Genomic DNA, 16,970 nt, shown 5'->3' with positions numbered 1-16,970 from the left:
GTTCCCCACCAGGCGACTCAACTGATCGTGGTCTATCGCGGCGTGGTTGGGACAGCCAATTAAAACGCGGCCATGCCGAGGCAAGGCCTGCGCTTGCATTGGCCCGTGGCGCCTCCACCAACCCTCACGTCAAGCGTCCGACTCGGGGCGGGGCGATGGCGACAGGAAAGACAGTGAGGACTAGACCGGCTCAAGCATATCGGCGAGCGCCAGCACCGCCGTCCAGGTCCGCCCCGTGATCCGCGTGCCGAGGGTCTTCTCGACCAGGCTGGTGGTCAGCTTCGAGCCGCCGACGCCGTCGGGATAGATCGCATAGATCTGGCGGCTTTCGGCTCGGGCCTGCTCGGTTCCGCGGATCGCCGCGCGCAGGGCGCCCATGGCCTTCTTGTCGGGGGTGTCCTTGCAGAACAGGGTCATCAGCCAGCCCGGATCGGCCGCCGCGAAGTCCGGGAACGGGTTGGCCGCGACCAGGGCCCGCCAGGCCTCGGCGGTGCGGACATAGACATCGGTGCGCAGGCCCAGGCGCGCCATCAGCTCGGTTTCGATCTGGGTCTGAAGTTCCGCGCCGGTGCGCTCGCCGCTCTCGAACACCAGGTCGCCGACCTTGGGGCCCATGCGGACCTCGGTGTGGCCGAGATCGGTCAGCAGGCTGGTCAGCTCGTCGGCGGTGATCAGACGACCACCGGCGGCGTTGACGCCGCGCAGCAGGGCGATGTGGAGGGACATGGTCGGGCCTTTCGAACGAGGCGGCTGTTTAAGCCCTGGGCGAGCCGCCGTCGCGGTGGATTTGAGGCCGGCGATGCGGACTCCGGATTGGCAGAGGTGGGGTGGCTTGCGGAAAGTAGGCGTCGACGCTGAGGCCCTGACGCACCTTGCCACGAAGCGCACCGTTCTGAGATCAGCCAAGATGGACGGGGAGTCGTCAGGCGCTCAGCTGTCAGCGCCGCGCGCGGCCGGGCTTCTCTGCCATGACGACCGCCAGATCCTGCTCCACGAAAGGCGCAAGGTACTCTCGCACTGGCCGGTCAAAGCAAGCCACCCAAGGCTGATTGTAGAGAAAGTAGGACCAGAAGTTTCGTCCTTCCGGACTTGCGGCGAAGGCCTTCAGAGCGACCAGGTCAGGAACATAGAGCCGTTGGGCAATTGGTTCAGCGACGCATTGTATAGCTTGATCAATTATTGTCTCGGGCGCTGACTTCGCTCGCGCGATGAGACGGTCCGACAGCCTGAAATCGCGATCGTAAGCGTTCGCGCCGCGCTCGTTCAGAATCTCGGCTGATAATCGGCTGGCGGCCATTGCCATGCCGTGGCTATATTCAGAGATATAGGCCTCACGAGGAAATAAAGCCGCCGCTGCGGCTCTGCGTTCTGGCCCGGGGTCCTGCGGCAAAGCTGGTGGGATCGGGGCAACTTGAACAGCAATGGCGATCAATGCAGATGCAAGCATGGCGCAGATTAGCACAGCTGCGGATAGAGGCGAAAGGCGTCATCGTAGCATGTGCTGCGATAGCTTTCCTGAGCCTTCATTCGAAAAGAATTCAAGGTTCCATCTTAGCATGATCGATCAGGATGACTTCGCGGCCATCCGTTCGACTGATATTGGCGTACTGGGTCAGTTGTCGCCATCTGGCTCCGACATGCTGCTCCCAACTGCATAGCATGTAGGTCGTCTGGAGACCTACGCAGGTCACCTTCCTGACCTGTTCGGAGGCGATGGCGCCGCGGCCACCCGCAGAGAGCGCCCTGGCCCATTCACCTGGCGGGAAATGCGCAAAAAGCGTTTCCTCATCCGCTGGATTGAGAGGCGGCGGGATGTCGGACGCGCGGATCTTGGGCGTCGCGGGCGGATCCCAAAGTCCAAGTTCGTAGAGTGAAGGACGATGTTCGGTGGCATCTCCCGATTGCGGTCCCGCCGGTTCGAGCGTCCAACCATTGGCGCCGAGTTCACCGGGCCGAGGGGCGCGCCTGACAAAGATCTGGCGCCGTTCACGCCAGTCCGCCGCTGGCCCGAGACGGGCGGCCTCATAGCGGCAGACCGCCCGCCCTGCCTCTGAGGTCGAGCAGCGAACATCTCGCACGCGCGTACGGGCTGCGTGGTTGATACCCTCGCTGTCGCCCACCCCGACGATCTCCACGTCCTGCAAGACGGCCAGTCCGGTCTCGATCCTGGCGATGGCGCCGACGCTGGGGTGCTCGACGTAAGCACACCCCGAGACACTCAGCATCATGATCAACGCCCAGGCGCGCAATGCCACCTCCCAACTGGAAGCTCCGCTCAGAGGCAGGCTTATCCATCCCGAAACATTCGGCAAGAGTGGGCAGGAGACGTTGCCGCCTCTGAGCCAGCTCAGCTGAGCGACCATGTCTCGCTGGGCTTCCGCTTGCGTCGCTTAGAGGCCTGTTGGCGGACGCTGACGCCATCCGCTCACCGGAACAATGTCGGTATCGGTGAGGCCCCCGGTTCCGGGGCGGGACTGACCGGAAGACGGCAGGGCCTGAGAGGCGCTACCCCACCCGCACCCCCGTCATGGAAATCGCCGCGAAGACGTCGTCGGTGAAGAACGACGCCGTCTCGCCCTGGCCTTGCACGCCCAGCACGTAGAGCAGGGGCAGGTAGTGCTCGGCGCTGTTGATCGACAGGGCCGCGTCGTCGCCGAGGGTCTCCCAGTCGATCAGCGGCTGGTGGTCGCCGGCCGCGATCAGGGCCTTGGCGGTGTCGTTAAAGCGCGGCGCCCAGTCGGGGGTCTGGCCGCTGCGGAAGTTCACGGCCCGCAGGTTGTGGACGATGTCGCCGCTGCCGATGATCAGCACGCCCTCGTCGCGCAGGTCCGCCAGCTTGCGGCCGGCCTCGTAGTGCCAGGCGTTGGGCTGGCCGCGGTCGAGGCTGAGCTGCACCACCGGCACGTCGGCGTCGGGATACATCGGCAGCAGCACGCCCCAGGCGCCGTGGTCGAGGCCGCGGGTCGGATGCAGGGCGGTGCGCTGCGGCGCCAGCAGTTCGGCGGCGCGGGCCGCCAGGGCCGGATCGCCCGGCGCGCGGTACTGGACGTCGAACAGCGCCTGGGGGAAGCCGCCGAAGTCGTGGATGGTCTCGGGACGCTCCGAGGCGCTCAGCGCGGCGCCGCCCGAGGTCTCCCAGTGGGCGCTGATCATCAGCACGGCCTTGGGACGGGGCAGGTCGCGGCCCAGCTGCGCCCAGGCGCGGCTCCAGGCGTTGTCCTCGATGGCGTTCATCGGCGAGCCGTGGCCGACGAACAGGGCGGGCATGCGGGTCATGGCGGGAAGTCCAATTAGATACTTATGCAGTTACAGATAGGGTGCGGCCCTTAGGGGATCAAGGACGTCCAGCGCGACCTTCCGCCGCTTCCCCCGGCGGCTCGGCTTTGTTAAGGCCTGCGCCGTGAGCCTGCCGTCGTCATCCTCGGAGTCGGTCCCCCCGGCCGACCTTACCGCGTCCCCCGTCGTCCACGCCTCTCGCCCGGCCACCCGGGGCGGCGCGCTGGACCTGCTGCGGCTGCTCGCGGCCCTGCTGATCGTGGTCTACCACTTCGGGGCCGAGAGCCCGATGCGGATCGAGCGCTTCCACCCGGTGTTCGCGCGCGGCTACCTGGCCACCGACTTCTTCCTGATGCTGTCGGGCTATGTGCTCGGGCGCGCTTACGGGCCATCGGCGATCTCGGGGCGGATCACCCACTTCCAGTTCTGGCTGCGCCGCGCCGCCCGCGTCTGGCCGGGACACCTGATGGTGCTGGCCGCCATGGCCGGCCTGGTCTTCGCGCTCAACCTCATCGGCACCGACGCCCACAAGCCCTCGCGCTTCGCCTGGGACCAGCTGCCGCTGCAAGCCATGCTGATGCACGCCTGGGGCTTCAACAGCGACGGCTGGAACCTGCCCAGCTGGTCGCTGTCGGCGCTGATCGTCTGCTACGCCCTGTTCCCGTGGTTCTGGCGGGCGGCCAATTGGACCCGGCGGCCGTGGCTGCCGATCGCGGCGGCCGCCGTCGTGGTCGCGGCCTTCGACGTCGCCTCGCGCCGGACCAACGGCTTCGGCTTTTCCGAGGTGTCGATCGGCCTGTCGGACCTGCCGCTGCGCATCGGCGTGCTGCGAGCCCTGCCGCTGTTCCTGCTGGGCCTGTGCCTGGCGCGGGCGGTCGAGCTGAACTGGCCTTCGGAGAAGACCGCCACGGTCCTGCTGACCGCCGGTTGCGTGGGCCTGGTGATCCTGCAGCTGATCGGCCGCTTCGACCTGCCCAGCCTGGTGTGCCTGGCCGCCATCATCCTCGGCGCCGGCCGCCTGCCGGTGAAGCATCCCAAGGCCTGGATCGAGGAGGGCGCCAAGCTCTCCTTCGCCTTGTTCATCACCCACATTCTGGTCGGGGTGATCTACTGGAGCGCCGTGCACAAGCTGATCGACACCGTGCCGATCGGCATCGGTTGGCAATGGCTGATGTGGATCGCCGGCTTCCCGCTGGCGATCGGCGCGGCCTTCCTGTTCCACACCTATGTCGATCAGCCGGTGCAGGACCGGATCATGCCTTGGGTGCGGGGCAGGGGGCGCTAGGAGCGGCGCCCTTACTTCCCGTCATTCCCGCCCTTGTGGCGGGAACCCCTGCTTCCGCGCGCACGTGAAGAGCAAGCGGACCGCCAGCGGTCCGCCCCGTGCGCCCTTGCGGCTGAGAGAGGGTTTCCCGCCACAAGGGCGGGAATGACGGGAGTTTAAAAGAGGGACGGCCCTCAGGCCGCGTCCAGGCCGATATCCAGAACCGGCGCGGAGTGGGTCAGCGCGCCGACGCTGATGACGTCCACGCCCGTCTGCGCGATGGCCCGCACCGTGGTCAGGTTGACGCCGCCCGAGGCTTCCAGCACCGCGCGGCCCTTGGCCAGGGCTACGGCGGTCTTCAGATCGTCGAGGCTGAAATTGTCGAGCATGACGACGTCGGGGCCGTGCTTGAGGGCGTCTTCCAGCTGGTTCAGGCCGTCGACCTCGACCTCGACCTTTACCAGATGGCCAGCGAAGGCGCGGGCGCGGCGGACGGCTTCGCCGACCCCGCCGCAGGCGACGACGTGGTTGTCCTTGATCAGGATGGCGTCGTCGAGGCCGAAGCGGTGGTTGACCCCGCCGCCGCAGCGCACGGCGTATTTCTCCAGGGCGCGCAGGCCCGGCGTGGTCTTGCGGGTGTCGACGATGGTCGCGCCCGTGCCCTCGACGAGGCGCACATAGGCGCGGGTCAGGGTGGCGATGCCCGAGAGGCGGCCCAGCAGGTTCAGTCCCGTGCGCTCGGCGGCCAGCACGGCGCGGGCGTTGCCCTCGGCGCGGGCCAGCACCGTCCCCGGCGCGGCGTCGGCGCCGTCGGGCGTGACGACCTCGAAGTTGGCGGTCGGATCGAGGGCGGCCAGGGCCAGGCGTGCGCAGGACAGGCCCGCGACGCGGCCATCCTGGCGGCTGGCGAACAGCACCGACAACCGTGCGTCGGCGTCGATGCAGGCCAGGCCCGTGATGTCGCCGGCCCGGCCGAGATCCTCGGCCAGGGACAGATCGACGATGGGGCGGACGAGAAGGTCAGGCAGCGGCTCGATGCGGGGAGAGGCGGTCAAAATACGCTCGTTAGGGCAATGTCGGCGTCGGTAGCGAACAGCGGCGAGACGCTGTCGGCGGCGGTCAGGATCAGGCGCTCGGTCCAGTCGCCTGCAACCGGGCGGCGGAAGACGTGAAGCTGGGTGTGCTTGATGTCGATCACCCAGTATTCGGCGATGCCGGCAGCCGCGTAGGCGTGGCTCTTGGAGCCAAGGTCACGTTTCAGCGTCGCCAACGAGGACTCGATGACCAGGAGAACCTGGTCGGGGCGCAGGAAGAAGGCCTCAGCGTCGCGGGCGATGACGGCGCCGTCCGGATCGAAGGCCGAGAAGTCGGAAACGCGGACTGTTCCGCCGTTGAGCACCTCGAAGCGGTCCGCCATGTCCAGCCGCGTGAGGGCCAGATTGAGCGCCAGCGACAAACGGGCGGCCGCCCGCGCGTGATGCAGCGACTCCGACGACATCCGCACCAGCCTTCCGTCTTCGAGTTCCACGCGGGTCGCATCGTCGCGATCGAATACGCCCGCCCGGAGCATGGTCTCCAGGTCGTCGACGGTCAGCAGGAACTCGGTCACGCCTTGTTCGGCAAAGCCTTCCGGCGATCCGTCGAACGGGCTGTCAGATGGACCGAACGGCGTGCTCATGGTCGCGTCTCCGTTCCCCTTACGTACCACTATTCCGCGGCGTGGCGCAAACAAGCCTGGACGGGATCGAGGGTGACGAAGGTGCGGGCGGGGACATCCTTTTCGGGGAAGTCGGCGCGGTAGTGGCCGCCGCGGCTTTCCTGGCGAGCCAGGGCCGCGTCGACGATCAGGCGAGCGGCGACCAGGGGCGGGCAGGTGCCGTGGGCGGTCTCCAGAGCGGCGATCTCGGCTTGCAGACGGGCCAGGCCCGCCGCGTCGCGGATGACGCCGGCGTCGCGGCTCATGGCCTGGCGCAGGGCCTGGAAGGCGGCGTCCGGCAGGTCGGGGAGGGGCGCGAGGGAGACCGGCTCGCCACCGGTCGCCTTCTCGGCCGCCGCGGCGCGGCCGGCGCGGGCGCCGAACACGGCCGCTTCTAGCAGGCTGTTGGAGGCCAGGCGATTGGCGCCCTGCACGCCGGTAGAGGCGCATTCGCCGGCGGCATAGAGGCCGGGCAGGCTGGCGCGGCCGTCCAGATCGGTGGCCACCCCGCCCATGTGGTAGTGCACGGCGGGCGTGACTGGGATCATCTCGCGGCGCGGGTCGACGCCTGCGCTCTGGCAGGCCTCGAACACGGCCGGGAACTCGTGCGGGAAGTGGGCGCCGACCGCCGTGGTGGCGTCGAGGAAGGCGCCGCGGCCGGCGGCGCGCTCGGCATGGATGGCGCGGGCCACGACGTCGCGCGGCGCCAGTTCCTTGGCCGGGTGATAGTCGGTCATGAAGGCGCGTCCATCGGTGTTGCGCAGGATCGAGCCTTCGCCGCGCAGGGCCTCGGTGGCCAGGGGCGCGGGATCGCGGCCCCCATAAGCGCTTAAGTCGATGGCGGTGGGGTGGAACTGCACGAACTCGGGGTCGGCGATCTCGGCGCCGGCCAGGGCGGCCAGGCCCAGGCCCTCGCCGCGCACCTGGGTCGGGGTGGTGGTGACGGCGTAGAGGCCGCCGACGCCGCCGGTGGCCAGGATCACGGCAGGGCTGCGGATCTCGACCAGCTCGCCGTCGATCTGCGCCAGCACCCCGACCACGCGGCCGGTCTCGTCCTGGAGCAGACGGCGGGCGCGGGCATTTTCGCGGATCTCGATGGTTGGCGTCGCGCGCACCGTGGCGATGACAGCGGCCATGATCGCCGCGCCGGCGCCGTCGCCGCCGACGCGGGCGACGCGGGCCTTGGAGTGGGCGGCTTCGAGGCTCAGCACGAAGTCGCCGTCGGCTTTGCGGTCGAACGGCGCGCCCAGCGCCGCCAGGGCGCGGACGGCGGCGGGGCCTTCGCGGGTCAGCAGGGCCACGGCGTCGCCGTCGCACAGGCCGGCGCCGGCGGCTATGGTGTCGGCCGCGTGCAGCGACGGGGTGTCGTCGCCGGCCAGGGCGGCGGCCAGGCCGCCCTGCGCCCAGGCGCTGGAGCAGCCGGTGGCCAGCGGCGTCGGCGACAGGACGAGCGCCGTCTTCGCGGCGAGCGCTGCGGTGAGGCCGGCGAGGCCCGCGCCGAGGATGACAGGGCCGTCGAAATCTACGCGTTGGATCACTGGAAACGCTCCCTGGGGAGAGGGAAGGGCGAAGGAGGCTTAGATCAGCTCCACGTCCACGTGGTGGCGCGCCTTGACGAGGTCGTAGCGGGCCGGGGCGGCGGGCGGGGGCAGGTCGATCATCCGCTGCACGGCCTGGCGGGCGCGGTCGAGGATGTCGGCGTCGACCGTCACCTCGTACTGCTCGTGGACCAGGGCGTCGTAGATGTTCTGCAGGGTGATCCGCTTCATGTGCGGGCACATGTTGCAGGGACCGATGAACTGGGTGCCGGGGCTTTCGGCCTGGACGTTGCTGGCCATCGAGCACTCGGTGATCAGCACCACCTGGGCGGGCTTTCGCGCGGCGACGTAGTCGTTCATCGCCGCGGTCGAGCCGGCGAAGTCCGAGGCCTCGAGGATCTCGGCCGGGCATTCGGGGTGGGCCAGCACCTCGGCGCCGGGCCAGGCCGCGCGCATGTCGGCGATGTCCTGCACGGTGAAGCGCTTGTGGACTTCGCAGTGACCGGCCCAGGCGATGATCTTGACGTCGGTCTGGCGGGCGACGTTGCGGGCCAGGAACTCGTCGGGGATAAGGATGACCTTGCCGGTCCCCCATTCCTTGGCGGCCCACTCGACCACCTGCACGGCGTTGGCGCTGGTGCAGCAGATGTCGGTCTCGGCCTTCACGTCGGCGGTGGTGTTGACGTAGGTGACCACCGGCACGCCCGGATGGCGCTGCTTGATCAGCCGGACGTCGGCGCCCGTGATCGACGAGGCCAGGCTGCAGCCGGCCAGCAAATCGGGGATCAGGATCTTCTTGTCGGGGCTGAGGACCTTGCTGGTCTCGGCCATGAAGTGCACGCCGGCCTGGACGATGATCTTGGCGTCGCTCTTGGCGGCTTCCTTGGCGAGCGCGAGGCTGTCGCCCACGAAGTCGCCCACGCCGTGGAAGATGTCCGGCGTCATGTAGTTGTGGGCCAGGATGGCCGCGTTTTTCTCGCGCTTGAGCCGGTTGATCTCGACGATCAGCGGGGCGTGCAGGCGCCATTCCATCGGGGTGACATGGTGCTTGACCTTGTCCCAGACGGCGGCGGTCTCCGCTTCGATGTCGGCGGTGAAGGCGAGGGGCGCGAAACCGTCGGCCATGTCGTCCTCTCTTATGCTCAAAGTGAGCATTTCCTGGGCCTCAAAAAACGCCGGACGAAGGTTGCGGCTCCCTCCGGCGTCGCGACTTATGCTGAAAGTGAGCATAAGGGGCTATCCAGATATAGCGGCTCGTTCCGCGAATGCAAAGCATGCGGACGAAAAATCGTACGGCGCCGTTCGATTAGCTGCGGCGGCGCCGGTTTGGTCAGTGCATCCGCCGGGCCTCGAACGCCTGGTCGATGGCCCGCACCAGGGCGTCGAGGGCGTAGGGCTTCTTCAGCAGGGGCCAGGGCGTGGCCCGGGCCTGGGCCAGTTCCTGGCCGGTATAGCCCGAGCTGAGCAGGATCGGCAGGTCCGGACGCTCGGCCGACAGGATCGCCGCCAGGTCCACGCCGCTCTTGTCGCCGGGCATGATCACGTCGGTGACCAGAAGGCCCAGCTCCGGATGGGCGCGGGCGACGATCAGGGCTTCGTCGGCGTCGCCGGCCCGGCGCACGTGGTGGCCCAGTTCGGTCAGCATGGCCTCGACCAGGTCGCCGACCTCGGCGTCGTCCTCGGCCAGTAGCACCTCGACGCCGGGGCGCGGGGCGGGGGCGGCGACCGGGGCGGCCTGCAGGATGGCGCCCTCGTGGCTGGCCGGCAGCAGCAGCGACACCGTCGTGCCCTTGCCGGGCCTGGAGGCGATCTCGACCTCGCCGCCGCTCTGGCGCACGAAGCCGTAGACCTGCGAGAGCCCCAGGCCCGTGCCCTTGCCGGTGGCCTTGGTGGTGAAGAACGGCTCGAACGCGCGGGCGATCGTCGCCGCGTCCATGCCGTGGCCTTCGTCGCGAACCGCGACCCGCAGATAGGCCCCGGGCTTCAGCTCGCCGCGCCCCTCCTTCAGGGTCTCGGGGCCGGACTCGACGACGATGGCGCCGCCAGGCGGGCTGGCGTCGCGGGCGTTGACCACTAGGTTCAGCAGGGCCGCCTCGAACTGGCTGGCGTCGATCAAGGCCGTCCGCGTACCCGAACCCAGGCTGAGCTTCAGCGGCAGCACCTCGCCGACCGCCCGCCGCAGCAGGGCTTCGCTTTCGGCGATGACGCGGTCGACGCGGCAGATCTCGGGATTGAGCGGCTGGCGGCGGGCGAAGGCCAGCAGGTGCTGGGTCAACTTCTCGCCGCGCCGCGCGGCCGATAGGGCCGCGTCGATCATCTTGTCGCGGCGGCGGGCGTCGCCGGGATGGCGCTGCACCACGTCCAGGGCGCCGATCACCACGGTCAGCAGGTTGTTGAAGTCGTGGGCCACCCCGCCGGTCAGCTGGCCAATGGCCTCCAGCTTCTGCGACTGGTTGAGGGCGGCCTGCACCAGGTCGCGCTCGGCGACGGCTGTCTCGACCTTGTCGGCCAGGCGCTCATTCAGGCCGGTCAACTGGGCCTCGGCCTCCTTGGCCTCGGTGACGTCGAAGGCGATGCCGATGAAGCCGGCAAAGGCGCCGCCGGGGCCGTAGCGCGGCTGCGAGAACGACTTCAGCCAGCGCCACTCGCCGTCGGGCCGGCGATAGCGGGCCTCCAGGCTGAAGGCCTTGCGCGAGGTCTCGCCGGCGATCTGGGCCTTGAGGATGCCCGGCAGGTCCTGAGGATGGATGCGGGTGCGCCAGTCCAGGGTCAGGGCGGCCCGGTAGTCGGCGCCGGCGAAGTCCACATAGGCGGCGTTGACGAAGTCGCGCGCCCCGCCCTGGCCGGTGATCCACATCAGGGCCGGGGCGCTGTCGGCCAGGGCGCGGAAACGGGCTTCGCTTTCGCGCAGGCCTTCCTCGGCCTGACGGCGCTTGGTGACGTCGAAATTGACGCCCAGCACCCGCAGGGCGCGGCCGTCGGGGCCGCGCTGGATCTGGCCGCGACCGTGGATCCAGCGTTCCCCCTCCTGGCTGTCGACCAGGCGGTACTCGACCTCGTAGATCGGCCCGCTCTTGACGGCCTGGCGGATCTGCTCGCGCACCTGGGCGCGGTCATCGGGATGCACGGCGGCGGCGACGTCGTCGAAGGTCAGGGGGACGTCGAGCGGCAGGCGCAGGTTGCGGCGCGCGGCCGGCGACAGGTGCAGGTCGCCCGTGGTCACGTCCCATTCCCAGGGACCGACGCCGGCGGCGGCCTGGGTGGCGTCCAGGCGGGTTTCTGCGTCGAGCTGGCGGTGACGGGCCTCGGCGAGGTTCGCGACGGCCTCGCGCAGGCCGTGGGCCGCGGTGGTCGTGGCGATGGCCGAGATCCCGTACAGCACCATGCAGGCGCTCTCGGAATCGCTCAGGGCCTCGCCGTAGCGTCCGCCCCACAGCCACCAGGCCAGGGCCCCGCCAGCGGCGATCGGTACGAGGCCCCAGCGCCAGCCGGCGTACAGCGTGACCAGCACCATGGCCGGAAAGAAGGCCTGGGTCGCGCCGATCGCCTGGTCGGGTCCCAGCAGGGCGAAGCGCATGCCCAGGGCCGCGATGGTGGCGATCGCCGCGGCCGTCGCGGCGCGCCATGCCGGCGGCGGAACCTCGGGTATGAGCCAGGCGCTTAGCAGGGCGGACGTCGAACGGTGTGGCTTCGACGCCGGGGGGAGCGGATCATTCTTGTTCATTCTTGCTCCGCGCTCAGAAGCGGGCTTGCCATGAGCATGGACACGCTTACCTAGGACACGCAACACGGGAGATCATGAATGGCGACCGCTCCGAACATCGGCATCTCGGCCAAGCAACGCGCTGACATCGCGCAGGGATTGAACAAGGTCCTGGCCGACAGCTACGCGCTCTATCTGAAGACGCATGGCTATCACTGGAATGTTCGCGGTCCCTATTTCCAATCGCTGCACATCCTGCTGGAAGGCCAATACAACGAAGAGTGGGCCGCCCTGGACCTGATCGCCGAGCGCATCCGCGCCCTGGGCGAGCTGGCGCCGCAGGGCTACGCCGCCTTCGGCAACCTCTCCAGCATCAAGGACGGCGACGGCGAGCAGGACTGGGAGGCCATGATCAAGGAACTCCTGGCCGACAACGAGACGGTGATCGCCACCCTGCGCGGCGCGATCGAGGCGCCGGACGAGGCGGGCGACGAGGCCACGGTCGATCTCTACACCCAGCGCCTGGCGGCCCACGAAAAGCACGCCTGGATGCTGCGCTCGACCCTGAGCAAGTGATCTGAACATCCCGGTCATGCCGTCGAGAAGGCGACAACCGGACCTGAAGGCCGCCGCGGCGCTGATCGCCGTCGGCGGCCTTTCTGCGTGCGCCACCGCCTATCACCTGCCGCGCCAGCACGGCCGGGCGGCGGGGGTGGCGAGCGAGGCCGGCGCGCTGTCGGAGGCGGGCCTAGCCCGCTACGTCGCCGACATGGACCCTGCCATGCTGGCCTTGGCCCGTCGCCACGATCCGCGCCCGCACAAGGACTACTGGGGCCGCGTCGAGGGCTGGGAGCGGCTGAACCTGGCGGAGGTCCCGCGGCTGGGCGATCGCGAGCCGGACTTCGAGGACGCCCGCCGCATCAACGCCTATCGGCCGCAGAGCACGCTGGCGATCGAGCCCTCCAGGCCCTTCATGCTGACGGGGGCTGAGACCGAGCGCGCCAAGGCCCTGCTGTGCATGACCCAGGCGGTCTATTTCGAGGCCGGGTTTGAGCCGGTCGCCGGCCAGCAGGGCGTGGCCCAGACGGTGATCAACCGCGTGCGCCACCCGGGCTATCCCAAGTCGATCTGCGGGGTGATCTACGAAGGCGCGTCGCGCCGGACGGGCTGCCAGTTCAGCTTCACCTGCGACGGTTCGCTGTCGCGGCCGGTCAATCCGGTGCTGTGGACCAACGCCGAGCTGGTGGCCAAGCGGGCCCTGTCGGGCTTCGTGATGAAGGAGGTCGGGGCGGCGACGCACTATCACGCCGACTACGTCTATCCGTATTGGGCGCCGACCCTGGTCAAGCTGAAGACCCTGGGCGTTCACGTCTTCTATCGCTGGACCGGACGGTCGGGGACGCGGGCGGCCTTCACCGGGCGCTATTCGGGCGACGAGACGGTCTCGGCCGACATCCTGATGGGCGCCGATCCGCGCACCCTGGAGGCGGCGCCGCCCGAGGTGCTGGCCCAGGCCCGGGCGGAAAGCGCCGGGGCGGCGGTCCTGCCGGTCCAGACCGGCGAGGTCGCCCACATCGTCGGGCCGGACGGGGTGGTCGAAATCCTGGCGCCGCTGGCCGGCGATCCGACCACGGCCATGCGCGGCGGGCGCCGCGCGCCGACGCCCGAAGAGATCGACAAGATCAACAAGGCGCTGGCGCCGATGGACGCGCCGCCGACCGCGGTGGTCGCCCCGGCGGCCACGCCGCCGTCAGCCCCGCCGCCGCCCGCGCCCAAGAAGAAGAGCTATTTCGGAACGGAGCGGCCGGGGCTTCCGGGGCAGTAGGGCCTTACCAGGCGCCGATTTCGTTGGCCTCGGTGTGGCTGATCGGGTGGTGGGCCTTCTTGTGGTCTTCCTCGGCCAGGAAGCGGACGGCTTCCAGGGCGGCCATGCAGCCCATGCCGGCGGCGGTGACGGCCTGGCGGTAGACGTCGTCGGTGACGTCGCCGGCGGCGTAGACGCCCTCGATGGCCGTCGAGGCCGACCCCGGCTTGACCTTCAGATAGCCGCCCGGACCAGTTTCCAGCTGGCCGGCGAACAGCTCAGACGAGGGGGCGTGGCCGATGGCGATGAACACGCCGTCGGTCTTCAGGTCGGTGGTGGCGCCGGTCTTGACGTTCTTCAGGCGCACGCCGGTAACGCCGGCCGGATCGCTGTCGCCGAGCACCTCGTCGATGGCGCTGTCCCAGACGACTTCGATCTTCGGGTGAGCCAGCAGGCGCTCCTGCAGGATCTTCTCGGCCCGCAGCTCGTCCTTGCGGTGGACGAGGGTCACCTTGCTGGCGAAGCTGGTGAGGAACAGGGCTTCCTCGACGGCCGTGTTGCCGCCGCCGACCACCACGACTTCCTTGTTGCGATAGAAGAAGCCGTCGCAGGTGGCGCAGGCGCTGACGCCGAAGCCCTGGAACTTGCTCTCGCTCTCCAGGCCCAGCCACTTGGCCTGGGCGCCGGTGGCGATGATCAGGGTTTCGGCGAACCACTCCTGGCCGCTGTCGGTCTTGATGTGGAACGGGCGCTTGGAGAGGTCGGCGCTCAGCACGATGTCGCTGACGAACTCGGTGCCGACGTGCTCGGCCTGGGCGCGCATCTGGTCCATCAGCCAGGGGCCCTGGATGACGTCGGCGAAGCCAGGATAGTTCTCGACGTCGGTCGTGATGGTCAGCTGGCCGCCCGGCTGGATGCCGGCGATGAGCACGGGCTTGAGCAGCGCGCGGGCGGCGTAGATGGCGGCGGTGTAGCCGGCGGGGCCCGAACCGATGATCAGGCAGCGGGTGTGGCGGGGAGCGGTCGTGGACATGGCGGATATCTAGGCGCGATTCCGCTCGTGCGCTACATTGACGCCATGAACCCGCTGCTGGAACGCATCACGATCGAACCCGGCAAGGCCGGAGGCCGCCCCTGCATCCGCGGTCTGCGCGTGCGTGTGCAGGATGTTCTGGAGATGCTGGCGGCGGGCATGAGCGCCGCCGAGGTCCTCCAAGAGTATCCTTATCTCGAAGCCGACGACATCCGCGCCGCGCTGGCCTATGCCGCCGCTGCTGTCGCCGACACCACCGTCGTCGCCGCTTGAAGCTGCTGATCGACGCCCAGCTCCCGCTGTCCCTGGCCGACTGGCTGCGAGGTCATGACCTGTCGGCGGATCATTTGGCGGAGCTGGGTCTGCTGTCGGCGTCCGATGGCGAAATTTGGGATCTGGCCTTGAGCGAGGGCTACATCATCGTCACCAAGGACCGTGACTTCGTCGAATGGTCGCGGCACAGAACACCACGCGCCAGAGTGCTGTGGGTTCGGTTTGGAAACATGAGCCGTGAGATGCTCCTGGCGCGAATGGAAGGCGCCTTGGGCGAGCTTCGGCAAGCCTTGGCGGGTGATGCGGCCGTCATTGAGATAGGTCGCTGAGTTGAAGGGGAAGTCATGAAGGGCGGACTTGCGATCGGCATCGGGGCCGGGACGGCGATCGGGGTCGGGCTGGGCTTGGCGACGAACAACATCGCCGTGGGCATCGCGATCGGCGTCGCCATCGGGGCGGGCCTGGGCACGGCGCTGGAGTCGGCCAAGCCGGCCGAGGCCAAGGCCGGCGGCAAGAGGGGCGACGGCGGCGACAGCAGCGGCTCCACCTATTCCAGCACCGACAGCAGCTCATCGTCGGACTGCGGATCCTCGGACGGCGGAAGCTGCGGGGGCGGTGACGGCGGGGGCGGCGGGGGCGATTGACGCCTCGTCCACGATTTCAGGGTTAATATAGGCCAAACGCGTGAGTTTCAGCCCATGACCGCCTCGCCCGAAATCGAGATCGCCGGCCGCAAGATCGGCGCGGACCATCCGCCCTATGTGATCTGCGAGCTCTCGGGGAACCACAACGGCAGCCTCGAGCGCTGCCTGTCGATGGTCGACGCGGCCGCCGACACCGGCTGCGACGCGATCAAGATCCAGACCTATACCGCCGACACCATCACGCTCGACGTCGACCGGCCGGAGTTCAAGATCAACGGCGGCCTGTGGGACGGCCGAAGCCTCTACGAGCTCTACCAGGAGGCCCAGACGCCGTTCGAGTGGCATGCAGCGATCTTCGAGCGGGCCCGGGCGCGGGGCGTGACGATCTTCTCCAGCCCCTTCGACGAGACGGCGGTCGACCTGCTGGCCGGGCTCGACGCGCCCGCCTACAAGATCGCCTCGTTCGAGGCCGTCGACCTGCCGCTGATCCGCTATGCGGCCAGCAAGGGCAAGCCGCTGATCATCTCGACCGGCATGGCCAACCTCGCCGAGATCCAGACCGCGCGCGACACGGCGCTGGAAGCCGGGGCGGCGGGCGTGCTGCTGCTGCACTGCGTGTCGAGCTATCCCGCCACCTTCGCCGACGCCAACGTCCGGACCGTGGCCGACATGGCGACCCGCTTCGGCTGCCCGATCGGCCTGTCGGACCACACGCCGGGCACGGCCGCTTCGGTGGCGGCGGTGTCGGTGGGCGCCGCGGCCATCGAGAAGCACTTCACCCTGGCGCGCGCCGACGGCGGCCCGGACTCGGCCTTCAGCCTGGAGCCGGTCGAGTTCAAGGCCCTGGTCGACGACACCAAGAACGCCTGGGCCGCGCTCGGCCGCGCCCACTACGACGTGCTGGGTTCCGAGGAGGCCAACCTGCAGTACCGCCGCTCGCTCTACGTCACCGCCGACGTGCCGGCCGGGGCGATCCTGAGCCGCGACAACGTCCGCTCGGTGCGTCCGGGCATCGGCCTGCCGCCGGCCGATCTCGACAAGGTGCTGGGCCGTCCCGCCGCCCGCGCCCTGACGCGCGGCGAGCCCCTGGCCTGGGACATGGTGGGCTGAGCCCAGTGTCCGAGACTGTCGCCGGCCGCGTCGTCTTCCGCCGATCCGACCGAGGCTTCGTCCTCGGCTCGATCATGGTTTTCGGTGGGTTCCTGATCGCCGGCGCGGTCACCTGGGGCCTGGACCGGACTATCGCGATCTCGTTCTTCGCGATCGGCGTCACGTTCAGCCTGCTGTTCGGGTGGATCGCCCTGGAAGCCTTCATCGGCAGGGGAACGGCGCTGGTCGTCGCCGAGGACGGCGTGCGCTGGCGCAAGCCCTGGTCGCGGCGTCTGTTGTTCCTGCCCTGGGGGCGGATCGCTCTGGCGCGGATCGAGACCTACACGGTGCGGTCGGCCGTGCAGCAGAGGCTGTATCTGAAACTAAGGCCGACCGGGCATGCGGCGCTGATCGCCGAACCGATGGTCGTGCTCAACGACCTCGACGCCTCGCCCGAGGCGGTGCTGGAGGCGCTGGCGCCCTACGTCTTCGTGCAGGACGACCGCTAGGCGGCGTCAGCGACGGTCGAATTTCTGGAAGGCCCAATACACCCCGAAGGACAGGGCGCCGCCGAGCAGCATCATCAGGGACATTTAGACGAGTGGGTCCATCGCTAGTCCTCCACCTTGCGCAGAACATAGTGGGCTAGG

Annotated in this window: 18 protein-coding genes; 8 read left to right on the top strand and 10 right to left on the bottom strand. The window is 69.1% G+C overall.

Going from position 1 to position 16,970, the window contains the following annotated elements; genetic code table 11:
• Positions 1-180 precede the first annotated feature (180 nt).
• The 4 genes from I4Q42_RS09475 to ygiD form a co-directional block, all read right to left on the bottom strand.
• Positions 181-726, bottom strand: a complete 546-nt coding sequence (locus I4Q42_RS09475; protein ID WP_198575821.1) for a DUF1697 domain-containing protein — start codon at positions 724-726, stop codon at positions 181-183.
• A 211-nt stretch (positions 727-937) separates the two neighbouring features.
• Positions 938-1,447, bottom strand: a complete 510-nt coding sequence (locus I4Q42_RS09470) for a hypothetical protein (RefSeq protein ID WP_198575820.1) — start codon at positions 1,445-1,447, stop codon at positions 938-940.
• Positions 1,448-1,538: 91 nt separating this feature from the next.
• A complete protein-coding gene (locus I4Q42_RS09465) occupies positions 1,539-2,249 on the bottom strand; it encodes a hypothetical protein (RefSeq protein ID WP_198575819.1) in 711 nt (236 codons plus the stop codon).
• Positions 2,250-2,505: 256 nt separating this feature from the next.
• Complete coding sequence (gene ygiD / locus I4Q42_RS09460) at positions 2,506-3,276, bottom strand: 4,5-DOPA-extradiol-dioxygenase (RefSeq protein ID WP_198575818.1); 771 nt, start codon at positions 3,274-3,276, stop codon at positions 2,506-2,508.
• 124 nt (positions 3,277-3,400) lie between these two features.
• Between ygiD and I4Q42_RS09455 the strand changes: the two genes are divergently transcribed.
• Positions 3,401-4,561 carry an acyltransferase family protein gene (locus I4Q42_RS09455; protein WP_198575817.1) on the top strand — a complete coding sequence of 387 codons (1,161 nt, stop codon included), beginning with the start codon at positions 3,401-3,403 and terminating at the stop codon, positions 4,559-4,561.
• 173 nt (positions 4,562-4,734) lie between these two features.
• Here the strand turns inward: I4Q42_RS09455 and nadC are convergent, their stop codons facing one another.
• The 5 genes from nadC to I4Q42_RS09430 form a co-directional block, all read right to left on the bottom strand.
• A complete protein-coding gene (gene nadC, locus I4Q42_RS09450; protein WP_198575969.1) occupies positions 4,735-5,577 on the bottom strand; it encodes a carboxylating nicotinate-nucleotide diphosphorylase in 843 nt (280 codons plus the stop codon).
• 14 nt (positions 5,578-5,591) lie between these two features.
• Positions 5,592-6,218 carry a Uma2 family endonuclease gene (locus I4Q42_RS09445; protein ID WP_198575816.1) on the bottom strand — a complete coding sequence of 209 codons (627 nt, stop codon included), beginning with the start codon at positions 6,216-6,218 and terminating at the stop codon, positions 5,592-5,594.
• A 29-nt stretch (positions 6,219-6,247) separates the two neighbouring features.
• Positions 6,248-7,774, bottom strand: a complete 1,527-nt coding sequence (locus I4Q42_RS09440; RefSeq protein WP_198575815.1) for an L-aspartate oxidase — start codon at positions 7,772-7,774, stop codon at positions 6,248-6,250.
• Between the two features lie 39 nt (positions 7,775-7,813).
• On the bottom strand, positions 7,814-8,899 hold the full coding sequence (gene nadA / locus I4Q42_RS09435; protein ID WP_198575814.1) for a quinolinate synthase NadA: 1,086 nt from the start codon (positions 8,897-8,899) through the stop codon (positions 7,814-7,816).
• A 205-nt stretch (positions 8,900-9,104) separates the two neighbouring features.
• A complete protein-coding gene (locus I4Q42_RS09430; RefSeq protein ID WP_198575813.1) occupies positions 9,105-11,498 on the bottom strand; it encodes a hybrid sensor histidine kinase/response regulator in 2,394 nt (797 codons plus the stop codon).
• 78 nt (positions 11,499-11,576) lie between these two features.
• Between I4Q42_RS09430 and I4Q42_RS09425 the strand changes: the two genes are divergently transcribed.
• Both I4Q42_RS09425 and I4Q42_RS09420 read left to right on the top strand, forming a co-directional pair.
• A complete protein-coding gene (locus I4Q42_RS09425) occupies positions 11,577-12,053 on the top strand; it encodes a Dps family protein (protein ID WP_198575812.1) in 477 nt (158 codons plus the stop codon).
• A 16-nt stretch (positions 12,054-12,069) separates the two neighbouring features.
• The gene (locus tag I4Q42_RS09420; protein WP_198575811.1) at positions 12,070-13,302 is read left to right on the top strand and encodes a cell wall hydrolase; all 1,233 of its coding nucleotides are present in this window, start codon (positions 12,070-12,072) and stop codon (positions 13,300-13,302) included.
• Between the two features lie 4 nt (positions 13,303-13,306).
• Here the strand turns inward: I4Q42_RS09420 and trxB are convergent, their stop codons facing one another.
• The gene (gene trxB / locus I4Q42_RS09415) at positions 13,307-14,314 is read right to left on the bottom strand and encodes a thioredoxin-disulfide reductase (RefSeq protein ID WP_198575810.1); all 1,008 of its coding nucleotides are present in this window, start codon (positions 14,312-14,314) and stop codon (positions 13,307-13,309) included.
• 27 nt (positions 14,315-14,341) lie between these two features.
• Here trxB and I4Q42_RS09410 point away from each other — a divergent pair, with 27 nt between their 5' ends.
• Genes I4Q42_RS09410 through I4Q42_RS09390 form a run of 5 tightly spaced genes read left to right on the top strand, consistent with a single transcriptional unit; the run spans position 14,342 to position 16,829 of the window.
• Positions 14,342-14,587 (top strand): DUF433 domain-containing protein, encoded by a 246-nt coding sequence (locus I4Q42_RS09410; RefSeq protein ID WP_198575809.1) that lies wholly within the window; start codon positions 14,342-14,344, stop codon positions 14,585-14,587.
• A complete protein-coding gene (locus I4Q42_RS09405; protein ID WP_198575808.1) occupies positions 14,584-14,916 on the top strand; it encodes a DUF5615 family PIN-like protein in 333 nt (110 codons plus the stop codon). Before I4Q42_RS09410 ends, I4Q42_RS09405 begins: the two co-directional genes overlap by 4 nt.
• A gap of 15 nt (positions 14,917-14,931) precedes the next feature.
• Entirely contained in the window at positions 14,932-15,231 is a 300-nt protein-coding gene (locus I4Q42_RS09400; protein WP_198575807.1) for a hypothetical protein, read from the top strand.
• Between the two features lie 54 nt (positions 15,232-15,285).
• On the top strand, positions 15,286-16,341 hold the full coding sequence (gene pseI, locus I4Q42_RS09395; protein WP_198575806.1) for a pseudaminic acid synthase: 1,056 nt from the start codon (positions 15,286-15,288) through the stop codon (positions 16,339-16,341).
• 5 nt (positions 16,342-16,346) lie between these two features.
• Complete coding sequence (locus I4Q42_RS09390) at positions 16,347-16,829, top strand: hypothetical protein (RefSeq protein ID WP_198575805.1); 483 nt, start codon at positions 16,347-16,349, stop codon at positions 16,827-16,829.
• Positions 16,830-16,970: the final 141 nt, after the last annotated feature.

Origin of the sequence: Caulobacter hibisci (assembly GCF_016135805.1) — a bacterium.
Taxonomy (GTDB): Bacteria; Pseudomonadota; Alphaproteobacteria; order Caulobacterales; family Caulobacteraceae; genus Caulobacter; species Caulobacter hibisci.
Note: the sequence above shows the minus strand (reverse complement) of the source record. Positions and strands in the feature narration are given on the sequence as shown.

What these genes read in the sequence shown, in the direction of transcription:
- I4Q42_RS09475 (WP_198575821.1), bottom strand. Translation starts at nt 726, where the DNA reads ATGTCCCTCCACATCGCCCTGCTGCGCGGCGTCAACGCCGCCGGTGGT.
- ygiD (WP_198575818.1), bottom strand. Translation starts at nt 3,276, where the DNA reads ATGACCCGCATGCCCGCCCTGTTCGTCGGCCACGGCTCGCCGATGAAC.
- I4Q42_RS09400 (WP_198575807.1), top strand. Translation starts at nt 14,932, where the DNA reads ATGAAGGGCGGACTTGCGATCGGCATCGGGGCCGGGACGGCGATCGGG.
- nadA (WP_198575814.1), bottom strand. Translation starts at nt 8,899, where the DNA reads ATGGCCGACGGTTTCGCGCCCCTCGCCTTCACCGCCGACATCGAAGCG.
- pseI (WP_198575806.1), top strand. Translation starts at nt 15,286, where the DNA reads ATGACCGCCTCGCCCGAAATCGAGATCGCCGGCCGCAAGATCGGCGCG.
- I4Q42_RS09470 (WP_198575820.1), bottom strand. Translation starts at nt 1,447, where the DNA reads ATGCTTGCATCTGCATTGATCGCCATTGCTGTTCAAGTTGCCCCGATC.
- I4Q42_RS09425 (WP_198575812.1), top strand. Translation starts at nt 11,577, where the DNA reads ATGGCGACCGCTCCGAACATCGGCATCTCGGCCAAGCAACGCGCTGAC.
- I4Q42_RS09445 (WP_198575816.1), bottom strand. Translation starts at nt 6,218, where the DNA reads ATGAGCACGCCGTTCGGTCCATCTGACAGCCCGTTCGACGGATCGCCG.
- I4Q42_RS09430 (WP_198575813.1), bottom strand. Translation starts at nt 11,498, where the DNA reads ATGAACAAGAATGATCCGCTCCCCCCGGCGTCGAAGCCACACCGTTCG.
- trxB (WP_198575810.1), bottom strand. Translation starts at nt 14,314, where the DNA reads ATGTCCACGACCGCTCCCCGCCACACCCGCTGCCTGATCATCGGTTCG.
- I4Q42_RS09420 (WP_198575811.1), top strand. Translation starts at nt 12,070, where the DNA reads ATGCCGTCGAGAAGGCGACAACCGGACCTGAAGGCCGCCGCGGCGCTG.